Origin of the sequence: Methylomonas sp. AM2-LC, from assembly GCF_039904985.1 — a bacterium.
Taxonomy (GTDB): Bacteria; Pseudomonadota; Gammaproteobacteria; order Methylococcales; family Methylomonadaceae; genus Methylomonas.
Genome location: NZ_CP157005.1, coordinates 4,358,956 through 4,380,514, shown reverse-complemented (window position 1 = coordinate 4,380,514; position 21,559 = coordinate 4,358,956). Strand labels below are relative to the sequence as shown.

Annotated in this window: 23 protein-coding genes and 1 riboswitch; of the genes, 4 read left to right on the top strand and 19 right to left on the bottom strand. The window is 40.2% G+C overall.

The window, feature by feature from the left end; translation table 11 throughout:
• Positions 1-322: 322 nt before the first annotated feature.
• The gene (locus tag ABH008_RS19480) at positions 323-874 is read right to left on the bottom strand and encodes a hypothetical protein (RefSeq protein WP_347987274.1); all 552 of its coding nucleotides are present in this window, start codon (positions 872-874) and stop codon (positions 323-325) included.
• Entirely contained in the window at positions 874-1,827 is a 954-nt protein-coding gene (locus ABH008_RS19475) for a hypothetical protein (RefSeq protein ID WP_347987273.1), read from the bottom strand. The genes ABH008_RS19480 and ABH008_RS19475 overlap by 1 nt, the downstream gene beginning before the upstream one ends.
• A 451-nt stretch (positions 1,828-2,278) precedes the next feature.
• Between ABH008_RS19475 and ABH008_RS19470 the strand changes: the two genes are divergently transcribed.
• A complete protein-coding gene (locus tag ABH008_RS19470) occupies positions 2,279-2,836 on the top strand; it encodes a recombinase family protein (protein WP_347987272.1) in 558 nt (185 codons plus the stop codon).
• Between the two features lie 50 nt (positions 2,837-2,886).
• Here ABH008_RS19470 and ABH008_RS19465 read toward each other — a convergent pair whose 3' ends face one another.
• The 4 genes from ABH008_RS19465 to ABH008_RS19450 all read right to left on the bottom strand — a co-directional run bounded on the left by ABH008_RS19465 (position 2,887) and on the right by ABH008_RS19450 (position 4,562).
• Positions 2,887-3,180: a hypothetical protein gene (locus ABH008_RS19465; protein WP_347987271.1), complete on the bottom strand. Its 294-nt coding sequence runs from the start codon at positions 3,178-3,180 to the stop codon at positions 2,887-2,889.
• A complete protein-coding gene (locus ABH008_RS19460; RefSeq protein WP_347987270.1) occupies positions 3,177-3,485 on the bottom strand; it encodes a hypothetical protein in 309 nt (102 codons plus the stop codon). Before ABH008_RS19460 ends, ABH008_RS19465 begins: the two co-directional genes overlap by 4 nt.
• Positions 3,486-4,005: 520 nt before the next feature.
• Positions 4,006-4,206: a hypothetical protein gene (locus ABH008_RS19455; protein ID WP_347987269.1), complete on the bottom strand. Its 201-nt coding sequence runs from the start codon at positions 4,204-4,206 to the stop codon at positions 4,006-4,008.
• A 116-nt stretch (positions 4,207-4,322) separates the two neighbouring features.
• Entirely contained in the window at positions 4,323-4,562 is a 240-nt protein-coding gene (locus ABH008_RS19450; protein ID WP_347987268.1) for a hypothetical protein, read from the bottom strand.
• Positions 4,563-4,720: 158 nt separating this feature from the next.
• Here ABH008_RS19450 and ABH008_RS19445 point away from each other — a divergent pair, with 158 nt between their 5' ends.
• Entirely contained in the window at positions 4,721-4,858 is a 138-nt protein-coding gene (locus ABH008_RS19445; RefSeq protein ID WP_347987267.1) for a hypothetical protein, read from the top strand.
• A gap of 754 nt (positions 4,859-5,612) precedes the next feature.
• Here ABH008_RS19445 and ABH008_RS19440 read toward each other — a convergent pair.
• From ABH008_RS19440 to rpmH, 11 genes are all read right to left on the bottom strand, one after another.
• On the bottom strand, positions 5,613-7,601 hold the full coding sequence (locus ABH008_RS19440; RefSeq protein ID WP_347987266.1) for a cell wall-binding protein: 1,989 nt from the start codon (positions 7,599-7,601) through the stop codon (positions 5,613-5,615).
• The gene (locus ABH008_RS19435) at positions 7,591-8,523 is read right to left on the bottom strand and encodes a hypothetical protein (protein ID WP_347987265.1); all 933 of its coding nucleotides are present in this window, start codon (positions 8,521-8,523) and stop codon (positions 7,591-7,593) included. The genes ABH008_RS19440 and ABH008_RS19435 overlap by 11 nt, the downstream gene beginning before the upstream one ends.
• Positions 8,524-8,805, bottom strand: a complete 282-nt coding sequence (locus tag ABH008_RS19430; protein WP_347987264.1) for a hypothetical protein — start codon at positions 8,803-8,805, stop codon at positions 8,524-8,526.
• Complete coding sequence (locus tag ABH008_RS19425) at positions 8,802-9,128, bottom strand: helix-turn-helix domain-containing protein (protein WP_347987263.1); 327 nt, start codon at positions 9,126-9,128, stop codon at positions 8,802-8,804. The genes ABH008_RS19430 and ABH008_RS19425 overlap by 4 nt, the downstream gene beginning before the upstream one ends.
• Before the next feature lie 76 nt (positions 9,129-9,204).
• Complete coding sequence (locus ABH008_RS19420) at positions 9,205-10,362, bottom strand: hypothetical protein (protein ID WP_347987262.1); 1,158 nt, start codon at positions 10,360-10,362, stop codon at positions 9,205-9,207.
• Positions 10,363-10,366: 4 nt separating this feature from the next.
• Positions 10,367-11,281 carry a site-specific integrase gene (locus ABH008_RS19415; protein ID WP_347987261.1) on the bottom strand — a complete coding sequence of 305 codons (915 nt, stop codon included), beginning with the start codon at positions 11,279-11,281 and terminating at the stop codon, positions 10,367-10,369.
• 384 nt (positions 11,282-11,665) lie between these two features.
• Positions 11,666-13,003: a tRNA uridine-5-carboxymethylaminomethyl(34) synthesis GTPase MnmE gene (gene mnmE, locus ABH008_RS19410; RefSeq protein ID WP_347987260.1), complete on the bottom strand. Its 1,338-nt coding sequence runs from the start codon at positions 13,001-13,003 to the stop codon at positions 11,666-11,668.
• Between the two features lie 6 nt (positions 13,004-13,009).
• Complete coding sequence (yidC, locus tag ABH008_RS19405; RefSeq protein WP_347987259.1) at positions 13,010-14,716, bottom strand: membrane protein insertase YidC; 1,707 nt, start codon at positions 14,714-14,716, stop codon at positions 13,010-13,012.
• Positions 14,717-14,718: 2 nt separating this feature from the next.
• Positions 14,719-14,943 (bottom strand): membrane protein insertion efficiency factor YidD, encoded by a 225-nt coding sequence (gene yidD, locus ABH008_RS19400; RefSeq protein WP_347987258.1) that lies wholly within the window; start codon positions 14,941-14,943, stop codon positions 14,719-14,721.
• Positions 14,928-15,293 (bottom strand): ribonuclease P protein component, encoded by a 366-nt coding sequence (gene rnpA / locus ABH008_RS19395; RefSeq protein WP_347987257.1) that lies wholly within the window; start codon positions 15,291-15,293, stop codon positions 14,928-14,930. The genes yidD and rnpA overlap by 16 nt, the downstream gene beginning before the upstream one ends.
• Positions 15,294-15,428 carry a 50S ribosomal protein L34 gene (gene rpmH / locus ABH008_RS19390; RefSeq protein ID WP_020483365.1) on the bottom strand — a complete coding sequence of 45 codons (135 nt, stop codon included), beginning with the start codon at positions 15,426-15,428 and terminating at the stop codon, positions 15,294-15,296.
• A 252-nt stretch (positions 15,429-15,680) separates the two neighbouring features.
• Here rpmH and ABH008_RS19385 point away from each other — a divergent pair, with 252 nt between their 5' ends.
• On the top strand, positions 15,681-16,685 hold the full coding sequence (locus ABH008_RS19385; protein WP_347987256.1) for a polyprenyl synthetase family protein: 1,005 nt from the start codon (positions 15,681-15,683) through the stop codon (positions 16,683-16,685).
• A 3-nt stretch (positions 16,686-16,688) separates the two neighbouring features.
• Here ABH008_RS19385 and ABH008_RS19380 read toward each other — a convergent pair whose 3' ends face one another.
• Together ABH008_RS19380 and recD are read right to left on the bottom strand one after the other, a co-directional pair.
• Positions 16,689-17,096 (bottom strand): hypothetical protein, encoded by a 408-nt coding sequence (locus ABH008_RS19380; RefSeq protein ID WP_347987255.1) that lies wholly within the window; start codon positions 17,094-17,096, stop codon positions 16,689-16,691.
• Between the two features lie 94 nt (positions 17,097-17,190).
• Complete coding sequence (gene recD, locus ABH008_RS19375; RefSeq protein WP_347987254.1) at positions 17,191-18,819, bottom strand: exodeoxyribonuclease V subunit alpha; 1,629 nt, start codon at positions 18,817-18,819, stop codon at positions 17,191-17,193.
• 382 nt (positions 18,820-19,201) lie between these two features.
• A riboswitch (TPP riboswitch) is annotated at positions 19,202-19,309 on the top strand.
• Between the two features lie 32 nt (positions 19,310-19,341).
• Here recD and thiC point away from each other — a divergent pair.
• Entirely contained in the window at positions 19,342-21,210 is a 1,869-nt protein-coding gene (gene thiC, locus ABH008_RS19370) for a phosphomethylpyrimidine synthase ThiC (RefSeq protein WP_347987253.1), read from the top strand.
• Positions 21,211-21,559: the final 349 nt, after the last annotated feature.

Below are 21,559 nucleotides of genomic sequence, written 5' to 3'. Positions count from 1 at the left end.
AATTGGGTGTAAGTATTAGTGGTATTATAGAATGGAATACGCAGCCAGCGTCTAAAGGCATGATGGTTAGGACGGGCGGGGGAAGGAGAAAGATTATAAAACAATGGGTTTTTTAATGCCCAAGCTTTTACAGCTTTAGTTTTTAGGTCAGAAATAGAGAAACTATTTGGCAAAGGCTTTGATGTACCAGCAAAAGATTGTAAGTAGCTTGCAGGGCAAGTTCTTACTACATTAAGAAGAATCGTCACAGGTATTTGTATAAAAAAAATAATTTTGTAGTTTATATTGTGACTTATAGCTAGTTATGATGACTTTTATTCTATTATGGCCCGTGATGTGATATCAACATAGCATGCATTCTTTTAACAATCATTATAATGTTTAAAAATAAATTAGAAGTAATAAAAATAACTAAAGGAGTTGCCAAGTACTCATCATATTTAAAACATAACGTCATATCAAAAACATTAAATAGAAAGCATTTCGATTCAACAATTGAGTGAATAAAGCACAGAAGAACAAGTAATAATGAGCAAATAATTGAATAACTTATATTGTAATAAAGCTCCCTTAATAGCTCTTTTTTTATTGTAAAAAATGGATCGCTATTTTTGACGGCATCTAATTTTGATTCTTGATCATAAACTAGGACTAATACTGATAAAAGAAGCGCAGTAAATATAGAGCCAAAATTCACTAGCAACGAAGTGATATCATCATTTAACCGGAATGAACTATATATAGAAAAAAAAGTAAATATCAGAGGCATTATAAAAAAAACAGAAATATCTGCTTTCGAAAAATTGCCATTGCTATTTTTTAACGTTTTGAAATGTCCTAATATTATTTCTGTTATGTTTAGTTTGCTACTCATTATGGAACCTCAATACTTGGATACATGACAACTCCCGGAAACAATTCGTTAAAAAATTCTGTTGATATTTCCTCACACCATTCCTGTATAGCTGTATACTCTGGATTGCCATCCACCAATTTTAATTCGTCGGGCGCTTCTATTGAGTACATCGTATGAGCCTCTGAGTTTCCAACTGTAAAAATACGAGTTTGTTTTCCTAGTGCTACAACAGTCTTAACTTGAGAGCAATGAGAACTCAACACCTCTATTGCTTTTGCTGTATCAGAGTTTTTATTCAAGCAATCCTTAAATTGACCAATAGCATTTGAAATCTTACCTTTTTTAATAGATTTTATAATAAGTGAATGTTCATTACTCCCACCATTGAAAAGCGCATCAGTACGATCTTTCCAACCATCAAACTTATTTAATCTGATTTCTACAATATTACCATCCATCCATTTGTTAACCGCTTTTTCATAAGATAAAGGATTCATTTGGAGGTTAAGTTTAGTTACTTGATTAAAATATTTACTAAATAATTCAAAAAACAATGTTTTTACCCCATGCAAGCCATGAGCATGAAGAAGAGCTATCCCTTTATTTAAATTTTTAGGCAAATAAAAATATACAAAATGATTTATAACTTCAGCATTATTAACAGCTTTCTCAAAATCAACTTCACCAGTATCTATATTTATTATATCGGTTTTTATTCCATACATGCCAACTTGAAGCCAACCATATATAATTCTTTTATCAGAATTAAATACTACACTATTGAATCTGAAAACTTGCTTATGCTCTTCAACAATTTTAAAATTTATATGTGAATCAATGTAGCTTTTTAGTAAATTATAAACATCAAATTGCCCAATTTTATCTAGCAGTGCATATTTGTTTTTACTGTCACTGTCGCCAGTTAATGATGGGTTATAGCATCTTATCGAATATGGTAATAACGAATGCATCAAAATCCTTTATTGTATATATAAATAGTTTTTATTCAGTCTTATGATTTACTATAAAACGCTAACTTATACACACCGAAAGGCCTCGCGTAGCAATAGTTACTTTAATTAAATCGTTTATAGTGCAATTCTGAAAAAATGTTACAAACTCATCAGCGAATAATCAGAGTAGCTAAGCTGAGTAACGAAGAAACACCAACAATATTGTAAAGAAATAAGGTTGGATAATTTAGCGTCTAAGCTAGGCACTATTATAGACTGAACAAAGTCACTCTATACGAAAATCATCTACTACCGCAAATCAGTGTAAATAATGTATACATTAATTTACACTTTGCAGACACCCAGCAAACCCGCATTCTACCGTGTAAAATAAACTTAATTTGACATTTATTTTACACTTGTTAACATTACTCTAAGATATTTATTTACACATCAATGGGTGGTTACTATGAAAGGTCAAAATATTGGATACATTAGAGTAAGCTCAACATCTCAAAACACAGAACGCCAATTAGTGGATGTGCAACTAGATCGTACATTTACCGATAAGGCCAGCGGCAAAGATGCTAACCGGCCAGAACTGACAAACTGCACAAACCATCTTAGAGACGGCGATATATTGCACGTTCATAGCATCGACCGTTTAGCCAGAAATTTAAAAGACCTGCAAACCATCATCGAAACCTTAACGGCAAAAGGTGTAACAGTTAAATTTTACAAAGAACACCTAACCTTTGAAGCTTCCAACACTTCACCCATGCAAACACTTATGCTACAAATGTTAGGCGCGTTTGCAGAATTTGAAAGAACCTTAATCAAAGAAAGACAACGCGAGGGCATAGAGGCCGCCAAAGCACAAGGTAAAAAACTAGGCGCACCATCCAAACTTACCGCAGAACAAACCGCAGAAATCAAAGCCAAGGCAACACTAGGTGAGGACAAAAGCAAACTAGCTAAAGATTATGGTATTAGCAGACCAACCCTTTACAAGATAATTTCAGCCTAAATAAAAAAGCCGGTCACTATACCGGCCTTTTATTAGCGACAGTGATTAAATCAGGATGACCGGTTGTCTTTATAGACGCTTAACAAATATTCAGCTTCACTAGCAATAGATGTTAATTTGGCAACATCCCTTGCTCGATACGACAAACCCCATAAAATTGAAGCAACTTTATCAAGGCTTATAAAATTTTTGCGGGAATCATCAGCAATAACCATTGCTACAAAATCCAACGTATCAGCTATGCTTTCTGACTGCATCTCAATATAGTCAGGATAACTTGCAAGGCTTTTAATATCTTTAGTCGATAAACAACCCTTTGCTTTATCAAATAATAAATCGATCATTGTGCACCGCCTAGATTTAACTTTTTTGCAAATTGGGCTTGTGTTCCTAAATCTTCAATTAAACAATCGATTTCATTAACGGCTAGTTGTATTGCTTCTAACAACCCGCCTTTAACATAACCTGTTTTAACATTTTCCGGAATTTCGCCGCCGCATTCATCATCAAGCTGAAACATGTAAAGTAATTTGGCGCACGATGCAATTGCACGTTGAGATTGTTCTATTTTTTCCAAATATGTCGCTAAAGAGCTTATTTCGCTTGCATTAAGTTTTTTGAAAATTGAAATTTGGGTAGGTTTAGACATGTCGGTTTTCCTTTGTAAAGTGAACAACCGCCGCCCATTGGTGCAAATCAATGTGGCGACGTGGCTAAGTGGGTTTGCACTACCGGACAAAGGCACCGGCCAACCTTACGGCTGCCCAAATAGCCACGCCATAACAGATAGCATGGAAGTAAGCCACGCAGAATGACGCGCACAAAAAAGCCACTGTAAAAAGTGGCGTTTTACCGCCTTTGTTTGTCGGGGTGCAAATCCCGTCCTTACTGCTGTAAGGTGGTTTAATTCTGAACCCTGTATGTAACGCTGTCAAGGCTTCCGTAAACATAAGTTAAGTTGTCCAGGTAAACCGACTAGCTGTCGATCTGGGTAAGGCTGACCAGGTACACTGACTGGCTGCCGATCTGGGCAGGGTTGATTTTAGTTAACACAACTCATCAAATAACTTTCCTTACCCAAAGGTGCTCAGTATGCCCCGCACCCAACGATTTACGCCAAAGAGGTGGGCGGCTTAATTGTGGTTGCTAAATACACAGACTGACTACACTTACCGGCTGGCTGCCGATATGGGTAAGGCCGACCAGGTAACGTGCTGGCCGTCGATCAGGGCAAGGCTGACCAGGCGCACCGACTGGCTGCCGATCATGGCAAGGCTGACCAGGTATACCGGCTGACTGTCGATCAGGGCAAGGCTGACCAGGTACACTGACTGGCTGCCGATCTGGGCAGGGTTGATTTTAGTTAACACAACTCATCAAATAACTTTCCTTACCCAAATGTGCTCAGTATGCCCCGCACTCAACGATTTACGCCAAAGAGGTGGGCGGCTTAATTGTGGTTGCTAAATACACAGACTGACTACACTTACCGGCTGGCTGCCGATATGGGTAAGGCCGACCAGGTAACGTGCTGGCCGTCGATCAGGGCAAGGCTGACCAGGCGCACCGACTGGCTGCCGATCATGGCAAGGCTGACCAGGTATACCGGCTGACTGTCGATCAGGGCAAGGCTGACCAGGTACACTGACTGGCTGCCGATCATGGCAAGGCTGACCAGGTACACTGACTGGCTGCCGATCTGGGCAGGGTTGATTTTAGTTAACACAACTCATCAAATAACTTTCCTTACCCAAAGGTGCTCAGTATGCCCCGCACCCAACGATTTACGCCAAAGAGGTGGGCGGCTTAATTGTGGTTGCTAAATACACAGACTGACTACACTTACCGGCTGGCTGCCGATATGGGTAAGGCCGACCAGGTAACGTGCTGGCCGTCGATCAGGGCAAGGCTGACCAGGCGCACCGACTGGCTGCCGATCATGGCAAGGCTGACCAGGTATACCGGCTGACTGTCGATCCGGGCAAGGCGGCCAACCTGCTTATGTTAGTCGTATTGCCCTAAGTGCTGCAAAATCCAAAAATACACCCAAAAAATTGGGTATATACCCATAAGTAAAATAATTTCTGGGTATACGCAAAGCTAAGTGTAGCAAGGTATACAGCTATATATACCCAATATCCCTATTAATATTTATATATATAGTAATTATTTTTTTAAGCGAGGCTTAACCATTACTGTATACGTGTTGATTTAATGCTAGAAATGGAATTTTAGTTATCCACAAGCAATAAATTATTTACATTATTTATTGATAAGTTGTTGTTAATTAATTGGTTTTTTGTATTCAAAATCCCATTAGTAAAAATTTAGCTCTGGCGACGCAAAGGGCAGTGTCAAATTTAGACTTTTACCCACCCCCCCCTATATGGGCTTTTTTATATTAATTACTGCCGTAACTATCTGGGGTTGGGCTAGCGCAAAGTGATTAATTAGCTTTAGGGATTTATACCCCCATGGGGGTGCGTTACCAGTTTGTAAGGTATGGATTTAAATCCATACCGCTTTAAGTCTTAATAGCAACAACAGAGCCAGCCAACCTATGGCGTATATGAGACGGGGCGCGGGGATTAGATATATATAACATTCAGAATCTAGGACTAAAGAACAAATTAAAAATCTATTGTATGTATGTGTTCAAAATAATACGGGTTTTTGGGTATATTCGTCTCTAGACTAGGGCTGGCAAGGCTTTGAGTATACCCAAGTGCAGTAAAAAACTGGGAATATACCCAAAAATACATTGGGGTATTTTGTTTTAATCGTCGTCTTCACTATCTTTTACCACTGGGGCAGGTGGAAACAATACATCTTCACGTAAAACTAAAACACGATGATAAACACCATCAATACGTTTTTTCGGGTCTGGCCTTGGCTTACCCTCACTATTATCTGGTTCTATCCAACCTTTATTAAGTAACAGCCGCCATAAAGAAGCCATACTACCGCTATGAAATGTTTGCTTTTGTGTTGTAGCGCATCTTTGGGCGGCCTGATAAGCCATGTCCTTTTGTAAGAAAATCTTACTTGGCCGGTTGTTTTTTGGGGCAACGTACCACCCGATCAAATCCCCTTTAGGTTGATAAACTTTATCATCACCAATGCCCATATTTATCCAACCAAATGAATGCGGCCTTGTTGCGGGTTCTTCTTGGGTTTTACTGTCGGAAATATGAGCATTCCCGCCACTTAATGCGGCTCTTAACAACTCAATAAACCGATTACATTCATCTTGATCTGCTTGGTAGGAATTTTGTTCTTTAAGTAATCCCTGTAGACTTATTTCAAAGTTGGATAGTAAATTATTGCTTTGCTCACTACTAATAACGCCAATATCCTCAAGAAATTCCAGAAAAATTTCAGAACTAGCAACCATGTTGGCATAAATGGTAGGTGCTCTTGAATGGGATGTAGCAATCTTATCCCGGTCTGCCGCATCTCTATACTGTTTAACTATAACGGGCAAATCAAGCTTAAGTTGATCATATTTAGGCGCTAACCATTGCACATAAGCAGATATTAAGCCTGAAAGCTTTTCAGCCCTAGATGCATCTTGCATTTTATTTAAAATTGAAAGGTCAATGTCACCAGGAGACATTTCAAGAACCAATAACCTACCAATCAACGATTGACCAGGTGCCACGTCCTCACCAGTTATTAACGTCATTGACCGATTATAATAAGCTGCCATTTCCTCCATTCCAGCGCCGCGCCGACCGCGCCCGCTTTGGTTTCCGGTTCCCCTAATTATTCTGTCTGCTATTTTTTCAAGCGCCTTAACGTCTCTTTCACCACCGATAGGCTTATAGTCATCAATTACATAGAATGCATCTTTTGCTTGATAGGCTTTTGCTTCAATGTCGGTGCCTGTATCGCCCCAATTTGCGGGAAATCCTTTATCCTCAAATTTACCGAAAAAACCTTGAGCAATAAACGCTAAAGCTGATTTTCGAGAACCTGATTTACCGTGTAGCCATAAAGCAAAATCTGTATGTAAACACTCGCCAAGTGGGGCGCGGGCAATTGCGGCCAGTAATGCAATGCCAATATGCTGCTTATTAGGACAAACTTTTAATAGCATTAACGCATCATTTACGGCCTGCTTAAGCGGTTCTCCTGTCAAAGGCGCTGGTAAACCATACAAACCCATGTGACCAGTTCCTAAATCAACCTTTATTGAATTAATCAGACCGCTTTCAGTTATTGCACCTGTTGGTGTCAAGTAATGCCATTTATCATTAATTTTCTTCCATCCCATATATTTGTATACGGTACGTCTAGGAATATCACCGTTTAATTGTGAATAGTGGTGAACGCAATCCCTTAAGCTTTCCTTTACAGTTGAACCAGTTGCAATCCGCGGCAACATGCCCCACGCGTCGTTTTGCCAACCACCTTGACTAGACGTGAAGCGGTTGAGCGGTATATCAAAAGCCGATAATGGCTTGCCATCTTGCCGTATTCCTTCAATTTTTAATTTAATTTCATCACTTAGACCGCTATCAAAAAAGATTTCTTCAAGAATTTTACAAGTAAAATTACATAATGGAATTGTAATTTCAATACCGCCCTCTTTGGTTTTTATGCGATTAAATGCGTTATTGATTATTTGATATTGACCAAACCGTAAGCCCTCGTTTTTTTCTGTGCCATCACCACTGCTCTTGCTACCCTTTACTTTGCTTGGTGCTTTCTTGGCAGAATTAACAACGGCTAAAACACGCTTGTTTTCATTATTATCTGACATGATTACCAGCCTTTAAAAATATAGCATATTCGTTAAAATCCCCCCAGATCGGCGGCACGGCCACGCTTCCACCCACATAGGCCGCCGCTTCTGTAGCTTTAGTTAAGCCGGGATTACCGGCTGTTTTATCGTTATCGGCGCAAAAAATAATTGATGCATCTGGCAGTTTTTCTCTAACAATCCGGCCAACCGCTAATAAATTATTAGCCGTAAACGCCAAATAGACGCGATAACCTGTTTCATCATGCAGCGTTGCGCCTGTAGCAAATCCCTCTGCTATCAAAACAGTTTCAGTTTTTGCACCAATCCACCAGAACAAACCAGCTAAACCGCCACCAGGTATAAAGTCCTTATCACGGCCAAAATCGGAGTGTGTTTCAGGAAATATTGCCTGCATACTACGAATAGCGCCCGACTCATTAAACAAAGGCAGCAATAGCGAGTTGTTTATAATCAGTGTTTTACGTTGTCCACTATCGGTTTTAATAACCCGTTTCCACTTACCAACACGTAGCGAGTAAGGCTTAATTTGTTTCCTTACTAAGTAAGGATGATCAACCGGCGCGGGCAAGGCTTCAGACCAGATAGAAACAGCCCTTTGTGCAGCTTTTTCTAAGATATCTAACTGTTCAGCTTGCCGTTTTGCTTGTTCAGTCTCAATACGCCGCCGTTCTTCAGGGGATAACGAAACACCTTTACCAACACTATTGATAAAAAATGTTTGCCTATCACCTGTTTTGTGGTTCCAAACAATTCCCCCTTGTTGATCTGGAAAAACCTTAATTCGACCATCATTACGGCCTTTATGATCATCCAATAAATTAGCCGTATGCCATCGGCCATCACTGGGAACGGTTTTAAATTCGACTCCAACAACCAGGCAGGCCGCGCGGCATGTATCTTCTATATGTCGCCAGGTCATTTAACTTATCCTGTCTGATAAAAAATCTTTCCACGCTTGAATTGAGTTAAATTCCTTTCTGATTTTAGTACAACTATAAACGCGCCCGTCATCACCTATAAATGCAAAATTGCAAGAAATTAAACCAATAGGTGTTATTGCTTTTACTTCTGAAGACTCTTCAACACACATAACGCCAAATACAGGTAATTCTTGAAATTTTAGTGTGTTGGTTTTCATATCAGTAAAACGATAAATAACACGCCAATTAGGTGGAATTTCAATTGTAGAAAACTTACTCATTTAGCACCCCCACTAATTGATTTATGTTGATTAGTGTTGGTTCCTACAATGTGATTAGTTGCGGCCTGTTCGATTTCGTCGATAGGTTTAACGCGCCGCGATAATAGCCATGATTCAAGCTCTGCCCGATCAAAGTACAACATTTTGCCGCGCGGCTTGTAGTGGGGGATTTGTTGAGTGGATGTTAGCTTGTAAATTGTGGAAGCGGTTAACCCTGTAAAGGCCGCGGCTTCATCGAGGTTCAGAGCGTTTTTATTACTTAAGACAGCCGTTGTTAGCACGGCCAGACGGTCAGAAATATCTTGTAAGGTAATTGTTTGCATGTTTCTTGACTCTTTTGAATTTAGTTATGGAGTCAAGATTATTAAGCGGAAAAATAGCGGTGTAACGGGATGAAACTTAGTTAATACGGCTGTTTTTATTCCCTAAGCGGTATGGTTTAACATCATCTCTTGATAGAGGGATGCCGATAATAACAGAGACAATGCGGGCAACAACATCATCTAGCGGTTGACCATAAAGCCACATCATGTGATCGCTAAGGCGGCGTATTAAGAATGCCTTTTTCAAGGTTTCGCCTCGGTTTGGTTGCTTAATTTCTAACTCTGTATTCGCCTCGTGTTGAACACAATCAATTAAAAAACGTAAAAGCTCGGAAGTGTTTATATTTTTGGCAACCGATACCCAATATACAAGTCTATAGATCAAAGGATTTTCATTCCAAGGACGATTATAAAAATTATCTTCAAATTCTGTAAGCTCAGCTTCAAAATCATTTATTTCTTGTGGTGTTTCAATACTATTAAAATTTTCATCAGAAGTATTTGCTAAAAATTTCTGATAATCTTTATTTTCCTTTAGCTTAGAATCTACTTCATGATTAATAATTTCTCGCATTGCATTTCTAGCCTCAGAAATATCATTTTTAAGACTTGGCGAACCTGCATGATTAAATAAAATTTCCAATGGACTAAGTTTTATTTCATTAGTGGTTTGATTTTCAATGAATTTTTGAGATAAGTATTTTTCTACTAGTGTGGCATTAATATTTTTTGCAAAATCATCTTCCTCAATATTAGCTAATAAAACTTCTGCATTATCAATAATTGACGTAAGTTTTCTTCTTCGTTCTGCGGGAGTTTTTGCTATTAAAATTTTAGTAGAAAACTCTCTAATGGCTAATTCAGTACATCGCCAAATGGCTAAAGCACCTTTGCTTGAATTATCTGTATATCCCCCGTGATTAGCAAACCATTTCAATTCATTATAATAGCTACTACCTGAGCTTGGACAAATATCACGGGGTTTCTGGGGGTGTCTATCTAAAGCTCGCCACGCGGCTTCCATGTCTGGATTTGTTAGCAAATTAAAAAGAATGTCGGCCATATCATTGGCAGTATTTATATAGGATAAAAAATCATCAATATCAATATCAATATTATCAAACCGATACGCTCCGCTTTCGCAATCGCTTGCTAGTAATTTTAATGACCTGAATTCATCCACAAGGGCTGTTGGTGCCCATATAGGAAACTTATATTGGGATTTTATATCCATATTGTTAAAGACCTATATCAGGTATACGGTGCATAGCCTCTTTTTTTACACTGTCGATAATATCAGCGTAAATCTGCGTTGTTTTAACTTCGCTATGCCCAAGCAACTTGGAAAGTGTATAAATATCCGTTCCATTACATAACAGTGTTACAGCAAAAGTATGGCGGCCAGTGTGAAAGGTAACGTGCTTGCTAATGCCTGCCGACATTGACCAGCGTAATAATTCCACATTGACATAAGATGAATATTTCAAACCCTCAAAAACACGGCCTTGCTTAGCTGGTTCACCCAATAGACTAAAAGCCTGTTGTGTTATGTCTAAATATTGTAATGTGCCAGTTTTTTTATGATTAAATGTAATTCTATAAACGCCATCAAGTTGGCTTATTTCCGGCCAATCAAGTTTATTTATATCACTCCATCTTAAGCCTGTTAAACATGAGAAAAGAAAAGCACGTTTTAATACATCATATCTGCATTCAGTTTTAACCAGGCTTCGCACGTCTTCAATTGTTAAATAAACTCGTTTTGTTTGTTCAGCCTTAATTCCTTTAACTTGCGGCAATGGATTACGAATAATAATCCCTTTAGCGTAAGCAGCATTAATAACGGCTCTTACCTTGTTGAAATATGAAAGAGCGGTGCCGTTGCTGATATTGTTACCGCTTTTAGTTTTTGCTTGGGTTTCAAAAAACTTTCGTACACCTTCGAGCCATTCAGGTGTGATTTGCTCAAAAGTTAAATTTGCATCTGGTGCATGCTTTTTAAGTTGAATAAGGCAGCCATTCCACACGCTATAGTTACTGCTATTGCTATTGGTTTTTTTGGTTTCCATGATCTGTGAAAAGAAACTATAGAAACTAGCGTTTAGCTTGGTAGTATCCGTAAAACCATGCTGACCACTGGCAGCTTCGGTCATTCGTTTGGCTTTGATATTTTCAATAAGTTGTGTGGTTTCTTTATTGTGCTGTTTTTCCGGTCTGCTCTTTGGTGAAGTAAATAGATATTGGTCGAGCTGCTCTATGGTTCGGGTGTGCTTGGTTTTACCGTTTGAATCTGTATAGCTGCCGTGCCAATAGACAAGCCTAAGGCTTTGCTTGTCTCCATCTTTGTTGGTGCGTTTTTCTATTGTAATCTTCATTTACTTACACCCTTTTTACACCTAAAAAATCCAAAGGTGTAATATAGGTGTAAAAAATGGGAAAGTAAAGGAAATAATTAGACAATATACAGCGTTTAAAATTTTATAAGTCTTTGTTATATTTGCTTTTGTTTGTATGTTGTTTGCGCTTGTTTTACTTGCTTACTTTCCAATACAAAAACTACTAAAAATCTCACCTAACAAGTCATCAGCAGTAAATTCACCCGTTATTTCTGCTAGACTTGTTTGTGCTTCGCGTAGATCTTCTGCTACCAGTTCCGGTGCATAATTTTCTAGTTGTTGAGCGGCGTTTTGCAGTGCCAGGCTGGCACGTTGTAAGGCCTGTAGATGTCTGCGGCGGGCAACAAAAACGCTATCAGCGGTTTCGCTAAAACCTACACTTTGTTTAAGGTGCAGTTTTAGGAGTTCCATGCCTGCACCGGTTTTAACCGATAAATAAATATCTGTACCTTGCTCCGTTTCTATGCGCTGAGCTATTTTGCCGGATTTGTCTATTTTGTTGAAAATTCGGGTAATGTTGATGTTGTTTGGTAGCGTATCAAAAGTGCTGTCGATTTCTGGATCAGTACTATCAATTAGCAGTAGTACTTTATCGGCATTTTCAATTTCCTGACGGGCGCGGCGCATGCCTTCTCGTTCCACCAGGTTATCGCTGTCACGCAAGCCTGCTGTGTCGATAATGTGTAAGGGCATGCCATCTAGCTGAATGTGTTCCCGTAATACATCGCGGGTGGTGCCTGCAATTTCTGTAACGATAGCTGCTTCGTGTCCAGCCAAGGCATTAAGCAAGCTGGATTTGCCTGCATTAGGTTTGCCTGCCAGTACCACTGTCATACCATCATGTAACAGACGCCCTTGTTGGGCGGTACTTTGAATGTTCAGGACTTTATTGTGTAGTTGTGTGATTTTTCCAGCCACCACACCGTCGTGCAGAAAATCAATTTCTTCGTCAACAAAGTCTATTGCCGCTTCAATGTAAACGCGTAATTCAATCAGTTCGTCTATCAGTTCATTGATCAGTTTGGAAAATACGCCTTGCAAAGATTGTTGTGCAGAGCGTACTGCTTGTTCGGTGCTACTAGTAATTAGATCGGCTATAGCTTCGGCTTGAGCCAGATCCAGTTTATGGTTTAGATAGGCTCGTTGACTAAATTCGCCTGGATTTGCTTGACGGGCGCCGATTGCAATAACACGGTGCAGCAACATGTCCAATACCACTCGACCGCCATGTCCTTGCAGTTCCAGTACATCTTCGCCGGTAAACGAAGCAGGTGCAGGGAAATAAATTAATAGGCCGGAGTCAATGCTGCTACCGTCTGTATTTAGAAACTTGCAGAATGTCGCGTAACGGGGGATGAGTTTTTTACGTGTGAGGTGATGGGCAATGTCAGCAACGGCAGGACCGGAAATTCTAATAATGCCTACACCGCCGTTACCCGGCGGTGTAGCTATGGCTGCAATGGTGTCGCCAGCAAACATACAGACTTAATGAGTCGGCTCATCCCCTGCTAGGATGTGTTTAGTGATATACCACTGTTGGATAATTGATAAGCTGTTATTGCAAATCCAGTATAAAACCAATCCAGAGGGAAAGAACAGGAAGAAGACGGTAAAAATGATAGGGAACATTTTCATGACTTTAGCCTGTAGCGGATCAATAGGTGCAGGGTTAAGACTTTGCTGAATTTTCATGGTGATACCATAGACTATTGGCAGCAAGTAAAAAGGATCTTGTGCCGACAAATCTTGTATCCACAAAGCAAAATCGGCCTGTCTTAATTCGACAGTTTCAATCAACACCCAGTACAGGGAGATAAATACCGGAATTTGCACCATGATAGGTAAACATCCGCCCAAAGGATTAACCTTTTCGCGTTTGTACATAGACATCATTTCAGTATTAAATTTCTGTCTGTCATCAGCATAGCGCTCTTGCAGCTCTTTAAGGCGGGGCTGTATTTTGCGCATTTTAGCCATGGATTGATAGCTGGCTTTCGATAGTTTGAAGAACAACAGTTTTATAGTGAAAGTGATACCTAAAATCGCTATTCCCCAGTTGTTAACGTAGCTATGTATCTGATTTAAAAGCCAGTATATGGGTTTGGCAATAACAGTTAGCCAGCTGTAATCAACGGTCAGTTCCAAACCCTTGGCTGTTGCTTCCAGCATGGGTTGAATTTTGGGGCCGGAGAAAAGTTCGGCTTTAAATACGCCTTCGCTATCGGGTTGGATAGTCATGTCAGCTGAATAAGAGCCAATAGCAAAGCGAGAATCGTTAAGCGCTTTAGTATAAAAATGATTTTCCTGAGTAACCGGTGGAATCCAGGCGCTGGCAAAATAATGCTGAATCATTCCGCTCCAACCGCCAGTGGCAGTTAAACTCAGGTTATCCTCCATGTCTTCATATTTAATTTTTTTAAATTTATCTTTGTCGGTGTATACAACGCCGCCGGAAAAAGTTCTGATAAAGTTATTATTATTTTTGTCGCTATGTTCTATTCGCACCAATTGTTCATACTGGCGACCTGTCCAGGGTTTTGCTGATTGGTTGATAACTTTTTGTTCTAAATCAATGGTATAACTGCCGCGCTTGAAAGTGTAAATTTTAGTTACGCGTAAGCCTTGTTCGTTAGTCCATGTCAGCGGTATGTTGATTTGCTCTTGACCTTCTTGAAGGGTGTAAGCCGATTTTTCACCAGTAAAAGTGGCGTGATGATCGGGGGCCAGGCTTGAGTTGTCGCTGGAAACCAGACCGTTTTGTGCCAGAAACAGATGCTCAGGATTGCTATCGAACAAACGGATTGGACTCAGGTTTTTTTCAGGGGCTTGTATCCCAATAAGTTCATAGGCTTTGTTGACGATAGTATTTTCTTTCTCATGTGGGTATTGCAACAGGTCAAGGTTACGTAAAGTGCCGCCTTCGGTATCAATCTCTACTGAAACGACATCGGTTTTAACCGTTATGATTTGATGCTCGGTTGTTGCGGAAAGCGTTGCATTGCTGCTACCTGTAGGCAAATTACCAATTTGCGATGCTTCAGTGTTGACTCCTGCTGTATCTTTATCAGTGACAACAGGTTTATCAGAGATAATTGCCTGAGGTTTGGGGCCATAATCAATTTGCCAAGATTCCCAGAGCATATAGGAAATCATCAACATCGCCATGACAAGTACAAATCTAATGTTATCCATTGTTATTCACTCAATTTTTTTGGAACAAGGTCAATGCCTCCCTCGTGAAAAGGGTGGCATTTTAATAGTCGACGAAACGAGAGGTAGGAGCCTTTCAAAGCACCATGCACTTGGATTGCTTCCAGGCTATAACTAGAACAGCTTGGGTAAAAACGGCATCTCGGTCCTAGTAAGGGACTGATTAAGTATTTATAAGCCTTAATTAGGGCTATCAGCAGGAGTCGCATCGTTCTACCAGTTTAAGCCAATGCTTTTCCAATGACTTTCTCAATATCAATAAGGGTGCATTTCCAGCATCTCCTCTTGCCAATACAACAATATCAATGTTGACGATATGCTGCCTGTGCAGTCTAAAGCTTTCTCTGGCAGTTCTTTTTAAGCGATTCCGTGCGACTGCTTTTTTTATTGTTTTTTTGGCAATCGCTAAACCAAGCCGAGGATGCGGCAAGTGATTGGGCGCTGCTAACACTGTAAAATATTTATCAATCGATTTTACAGGATTGTTAAATACATGTTTAAAATCAGCAGGCGTCCCTAGCCGATACTGATCAGGAAAGCCAAAATCTTCCGCCGACAATTAAACCGTCAACGAAGCGCGACCTTTGGCTCTACGCGCGTTAATTACTTTGCGGCCACCGACAGTTGCCATTCTTGCACGAAAGCCGTGAGTTCTGGCGCGTTTAATTTTGCTGGGTTGGTATGTTCTTTTCATGAGATTTTGCCTGTATAAGGAACGGATAAAAAAGGTTGTGAATAATACGTGAAGCGGGGCTTGTCTGTCAATTTAGTATGAGTTTCTTGCTAATAGGTAAAGTTTTTTTATGACTCTTAACTGTTGAAAAATCTGAATTTAGACAAAATATCAACAGATTGATAGATAATCCCTATTGACACTGTACCTTATTATTCATAGCATGGGCGGCTAAATAATTTCAGGCTGAATGTTGCCAGACCTCCATATACCATGATAGCAAATGAATCAACAACAGCTAAAGTAATCATCGATTTTGACTCAATCAGAAATTTGACTGCCCAGGAGACCTTAGCTGTTGATCAACTAATTTTGGCAGAATTAAGTTCAGATGTATTGCTTATTAATCAAATTGGCCATTACATTATCGGTAATGGTGGCAAGCGCTTGCGCCCCATGTTGTTGCTTTTGGCCGCAAAAGCACTGGGTAAAGTAGATGATCATCATCTAGTAATGGCTGCTGTCATTGAGTTTATCCATACTGCCACCTTACTACACGACGATGTGGTGGATGAGTCAGTATTACGTCGAGGTAAAGAATCTGCCAATGCAGTTTGGGGTAATGCTGCCAGCGTTTTGGTGGGCGATTACTTGTACTCCAGTGCTTTTGAAATGATGGTACGCACCAACAAAATGCGGGTAATGGAGATTCTTTCCAAAACCACAACAGCCATCGCAGAAGGAGAAGTGTTACAACTACTCAATTGCAATAATCCTGATACCACCGAAGAAAAATATTTAGAAGTCATTGCTAGAAAAACAGCTATTTTATTTAGTACTGCTACGCGTTTGGCCGCGGTAATTGCAAATACAGATGAGGCAACCGAAGATGCATTGGCAATTTATGGACAACAATTAGGAGTGGCTTTTCAGTTGATTGATGATGCGTTGGATTATAAGGCCAGCACCGCAGAGTTGGGGAAAAACCTGGGGGATGATCTTGCCGAGGGCAAACCGACATTACCTTTAATATACGCTATTCAACACGGTAATGAACAACAGGCAAAAACTGTTATAGATGCGATTCGGCAAGGATCCAGAGATGCGTTTAACGAAGTTTATGCCGTGGTAAAGGCTACTAATGCCATTGAGTATACCGAGCAGTGTGCTGAACGTGCTGCAGCTAAAGCCATCGCATCACTGGCTGTTTTGCCCGATTCTGATTATAAAACTGCTTTAGAATTATTAGCGCGTTTTTCAGTGCAACGCGATCATTAGTGCTTATTCTTGGGCTGTGCAGACTGTGAGTAATTGCTGAATTTGAGCAATAATAAGCTTATGACGGTTTTCTATTTTATTTAGTACTTGCTGTAAAAAAAGCCCAACTGGATGATCTGCATCATAGTTCAAAGTACTAAAAAAACGTTCCTCAATAGTGCTAATGACATCTGTATCGATAAGTTCCTCCAGTTCCGCTAATGCTTCAGAAGCTAAAATGGTTTCGCTAAATTCCTCTTTAGAAACTTTAGAACATTGCAGTTTGAGTTTATCTACAACAGTCAATACCTTGGTCGTAAATTCCTGTATATCAATTAATAGGGTTAAATCCATACATAGGGCTGCCAACTCAGTAGCAGAAGTATCAATATCACCGAGCATTTTTTTAAAGCGTTTTTTTACTGACTTCATTGATTTACATCCTTAGTAGTTATAATGCCTAAAAGTACTATAAATTGAGCAGCTAACACGATCTAAACTGGGTTTTTACAAAATTATTTTTTTATTACTCAAGTAATTTTTCAGCTAAGCCACTATGTCGTTGTACTTTGTGAGTAATCGCTGTTTTAAATACACTTTCTTTACTGATCATTTTAACCTGCGTTTTGGCACGCGTAATAGCTGTGTACAATAACTCCTTGCTAAGAACAGGGTTGCTGTGATCAGGTAGTATAATAAGAATATTCTCAAATTCTGAGCCCTGGCTTTTATGAATTGTCATTGCATACACTGTTTCGCACGCCTCTATGCGAGCGGGTTGTAGTTTTTTAATGCTGCCATCGCCGCGAAAAAAAAATACTCGCAACTGACCTTCACTATCCGGATCTTGTATACACAGACCTACATCACCGTTAAACAGTTGCAAACCTGGGTTGTTAGCAGTAATCATGATGGGTCTACCAGCGTACCACTGTCCGCTTAAGTTGATTTTATTCAGTTTGAATAACTGTTGTTCAACGCGTTGATTAATGTCAGTAACTGCATTAGAGCCATGTCGATTACTACATAACACTTGAAATTGGTTAAACGCATTAAAAATGCTTAGAAAATCAGCAGAACTCTTGATTAACTGTAAATAGTGTGAATAGTTTGCAACGATATAGTCAATTGGGTCGTCTGTAAGCAAACTAGTTTCATTATTGTTTTGGGTTAACAACTGCCAAGCCTGTTCTGCTTGTTGTTTATTAACAGCATCGGCTAAGATTTTAATAGCACCTTGAAAACGATGTGATTTTATTAATTCCACTGTTTGGTTTGGCAAGCTAAGGGTTAAATCGGCCAAAACTGCACCGGATTCAACCGAAGCCAATTGGTCTTTGTCCCCTAGCAAAATCAAGCGTGCACCGGGTTTTAATGCATCCACTAGTTTGCTCATCAAGGCTAGATCAACCATAGAGCTTTCATCCACCACTAGCAGGTCATAAGGTAACGGTTTTTCGGCACAATGCCGGAAGTAAGGTGAGAATGGTCGGGGGCCTAAAAGTCGGTGCAGTGTTGTTACGCTTTCAGGAATACGTGCTTTAATTAGCGGTGAGCAGGGCAGCTCAGCCTTGTTTTTAGCTATCGACTCTTGTAGCCTCATGGCGGCTTTACCAGTAGGTGCGGCTAAAGCCATATGCAAAACTGAGGTAGATGTTTCTTGTAACAAGGCCAGAATTTTAACCACTGTCGTAGTTTTTCCTGTGCCGGGTCCGCCAGTAATAATAGTTAAGCCTTGGGTGAGCGCACATTTTGCTGCTTGTTTTTGCCAGTCAATAGCGTTATCTATTACTGGAAAATAGCAATCTAAAAGTTTATCGGCCTCGTTTAAAGCAAAGATTTTATTGCTTAGGGCTTTTAATTTTTCGGCCAGTTTTTGTTCATATTGCCAATAACGATGCAAATACAGACGGTGCTGCTCAATAATTAATGGTGTTAGTTCATTGCTTGAAGAAAGCCCTGATGCCTTAGAAACTGCCTCGTCTTCAGGGCTTAATGCTATGCAGCTATGTCCAGAAGATTGTTGTGCCGATAATTGCAAGAGTAAGTTTTCAAAGCGAATTCTACTTTCACCTTGTAAATGGCTACGTTCTCCCAGAAAACGGGCAAAACCAAAATCAAGACGGCTATAGAGTTTTTCATCTGGGGTAGTCAAAATAACTCCTGTTGACAACGAATAAGCAAGAAAATTTTGTCATGCATTTTAGCGATAAAATCATAAAAAAGTTTGTAACGATTCGGCGAAATTTTGGTGTGTTTAGCTTAATGATGCGGTTTGTTTCTCACCAGAAGCCTAATGTTCATTGATTTTTATTCATAAAAGACTGCGCTGAATAATTACAAAAGTTTTATGCAATGCTTATCTTATCAGGTGTTTACAGTAAAAATTTCAGATTTTTGTCAGATAAAATGGACTGAAACTGCTAGTAGTCGAATTGATTTCGGCTGATTTTTTCTTATAAAACCTATTGTTTTATAAGTGATTTGTACTGGAAATTCTTGCAATTTTATGAAATTTCATTTAATCTGACCAACTACTTTAAGGCTAGGGGTGTTTTGCTGGCAAGTTATGCCAACAAAGCTGAGAAAAACCCTTCGAACCTGACCCGGTTAATGCCGGCGTAGGAAAGCCAGATCTTCCCTGCGCTCGCTATTGTTTGATATTTTGGAGATAAGCATGAGCGCTGTCCGTAACGAAATTACTGCCGATGAAGGTAGTAGCATAAGAATAGATTCTTATCCAGCATCCGAGAAAATTTATATACAGGGTAGTCGTCCTGATATTCAAGTGCCGATGCGTAAAATTAATTTGTCGGATACACCTGCACACTTTGGGGCCGAAAAAAACCCACCTCTGTATGTTTATGATACCTCTGGCGTATACACCGACCCCAATGTGAATGTTAATCTGCATAAAGGCTTGGCTCCGATTCGTGCTGCCTGGATTGCAGAGCGTGGTGATACCGAACTACTTAGCGCCCCCAGTTCTGCTTATGGTCGTGAGCGTTTGGCTGATGCAGCCACCGCACATTTACGCTTTGAACATATCCGTAATCCACGTCGCGCTATTGCCGGAAAAAACGTTTCGCAAATGCATTATGCACGTCAAGGCATTATCACTCCGGAAATGGAGTATATCGCCATTCGCGAAAATCAAAACATGGAAGCCATGCGTGACAGTTATCAGGGGCAGCATCCTGGTTTTTCTTTTGGAGCCTCAATTCCAGCGGTAATAACGCCAGAATTTGTACGTTCAGAAGTGGCAAGAGGCCGTGCCATTATTCCAGCCAATATTAATCACCCCGAATTAGAACCTATGATTATTGGCCGTAATTTCTTGGTCAAAATCAACGGTAATTTGGGTAATTCTGCGGTCACCTCTTCGATTGAAGAAGAAGTGGAAAAAATGTTGTGGGGTATTCGTTGGGGTGGTGACACCATTATGGATCTATCCACGGGTAAAAATATTCACGAAACCCGTGAATGGATTTTACGTAACTCCCCAGTACCTATAGGCACTGTACCTATTTATCAGGCACTGGAAAAAGTTGATGGTAAAGCCGAAGAACTGACTTGGGAAATTTATCGGGATACATTGATAGAACAGGCAGAACAAGGGGTAGACTATTTTACCATCCACGCTGGGGTTCGTTTACATCATGTACCTTTAACCGCTAAACGCATGACGGGTATTGTTTCGCGCGGTGGTTCCATTATGGCTAAATGGTGTTTAGCTCACCATACCGAAAGCTTTTTGTACACGCATTTTGAAGAAATTTGCGAAATTATGAAAGCCTATGATGTTTCGTTCTCGCTGGGAGACGGTTTACGTCCTGGCTCAATTTATGATGCCAACGATGCTGCCCAATTTGGCGAACTGGAAACCTTGGGTGAACTGACCCAGATAGCCTGGAAACACGATGTTCAAACCATGATAGAAGGCCCTGGTCACGTGCCTTTGCATATGATCAAAATCAACATGGAAAAGCAGTTGGCCGATTGTGATGAAGCGCCTTTCTATACCTTAGGGCCACTCACTACCGATATTGCACCTGGTTACGATCATATAACTTCTGCTATTGGTGCGGCCAATATCGGTTGGTATGGCTGTGCCATGCTGTGTTATGTCACCCAAAAAGAACATTTAGGCTTGCCTAATAAACAGGATGTGCGCGAAGGTATTGTTACCTACAAAATTGCCGCCCATGCTGCTGATTTGGCAAAAGGCCATCCTGGTGCGCAAATCCGCGATAACGCCATGTCGAAAGCACGGTTCGAATTCCGTTGGGAAGACCAGTTCAATATTGCTTTAGATCCAGAAAAAGCCCGTGCTTTCCATGATGAAACTTTACCTAAGCACTCGGCCAAAGTGGCGCATTTTTGTTCCATGTGTGGCCCTCACTTCTGTTCGATGAAAATCAGTCAAGATGTGCGGGAATATGCTGCCGAAAAAGGCATAGCAGAACAGGAAGCCCTGGTGAAAGGTATGGACGAAAAATCCAAGCAGTTTTTGGAAGAAGGTGCGGCGATTTATCACGAGGTTTAAGCTTCGCTGATAACAATGAGGATGGGTTGAGCCATGCTTAATCCATCCGGTTTTCTAAATATTTTTTGACAATAGTAATTATTCGTAACTACTTAGTTGATCTGCTACTCGGCTTTTGGTATAGGTGTTGTTGACAGAGGACGTTGTGAATACGTCTATGTAAGCTTGTTGTCAGTCACCCTGCTGGTAACGCCACACCACAATGCTTTTTGATAAGCTAGCTATATAGTTATGTTTTTATATTTGCAATGCTTGCAATTTGTAACCAACTCCATTCAGAGCGTAGACTTGGTTGAAGAAACGAAACCCAGTATTGAACTCATCCAATATGCAATCTGGTTATATGACC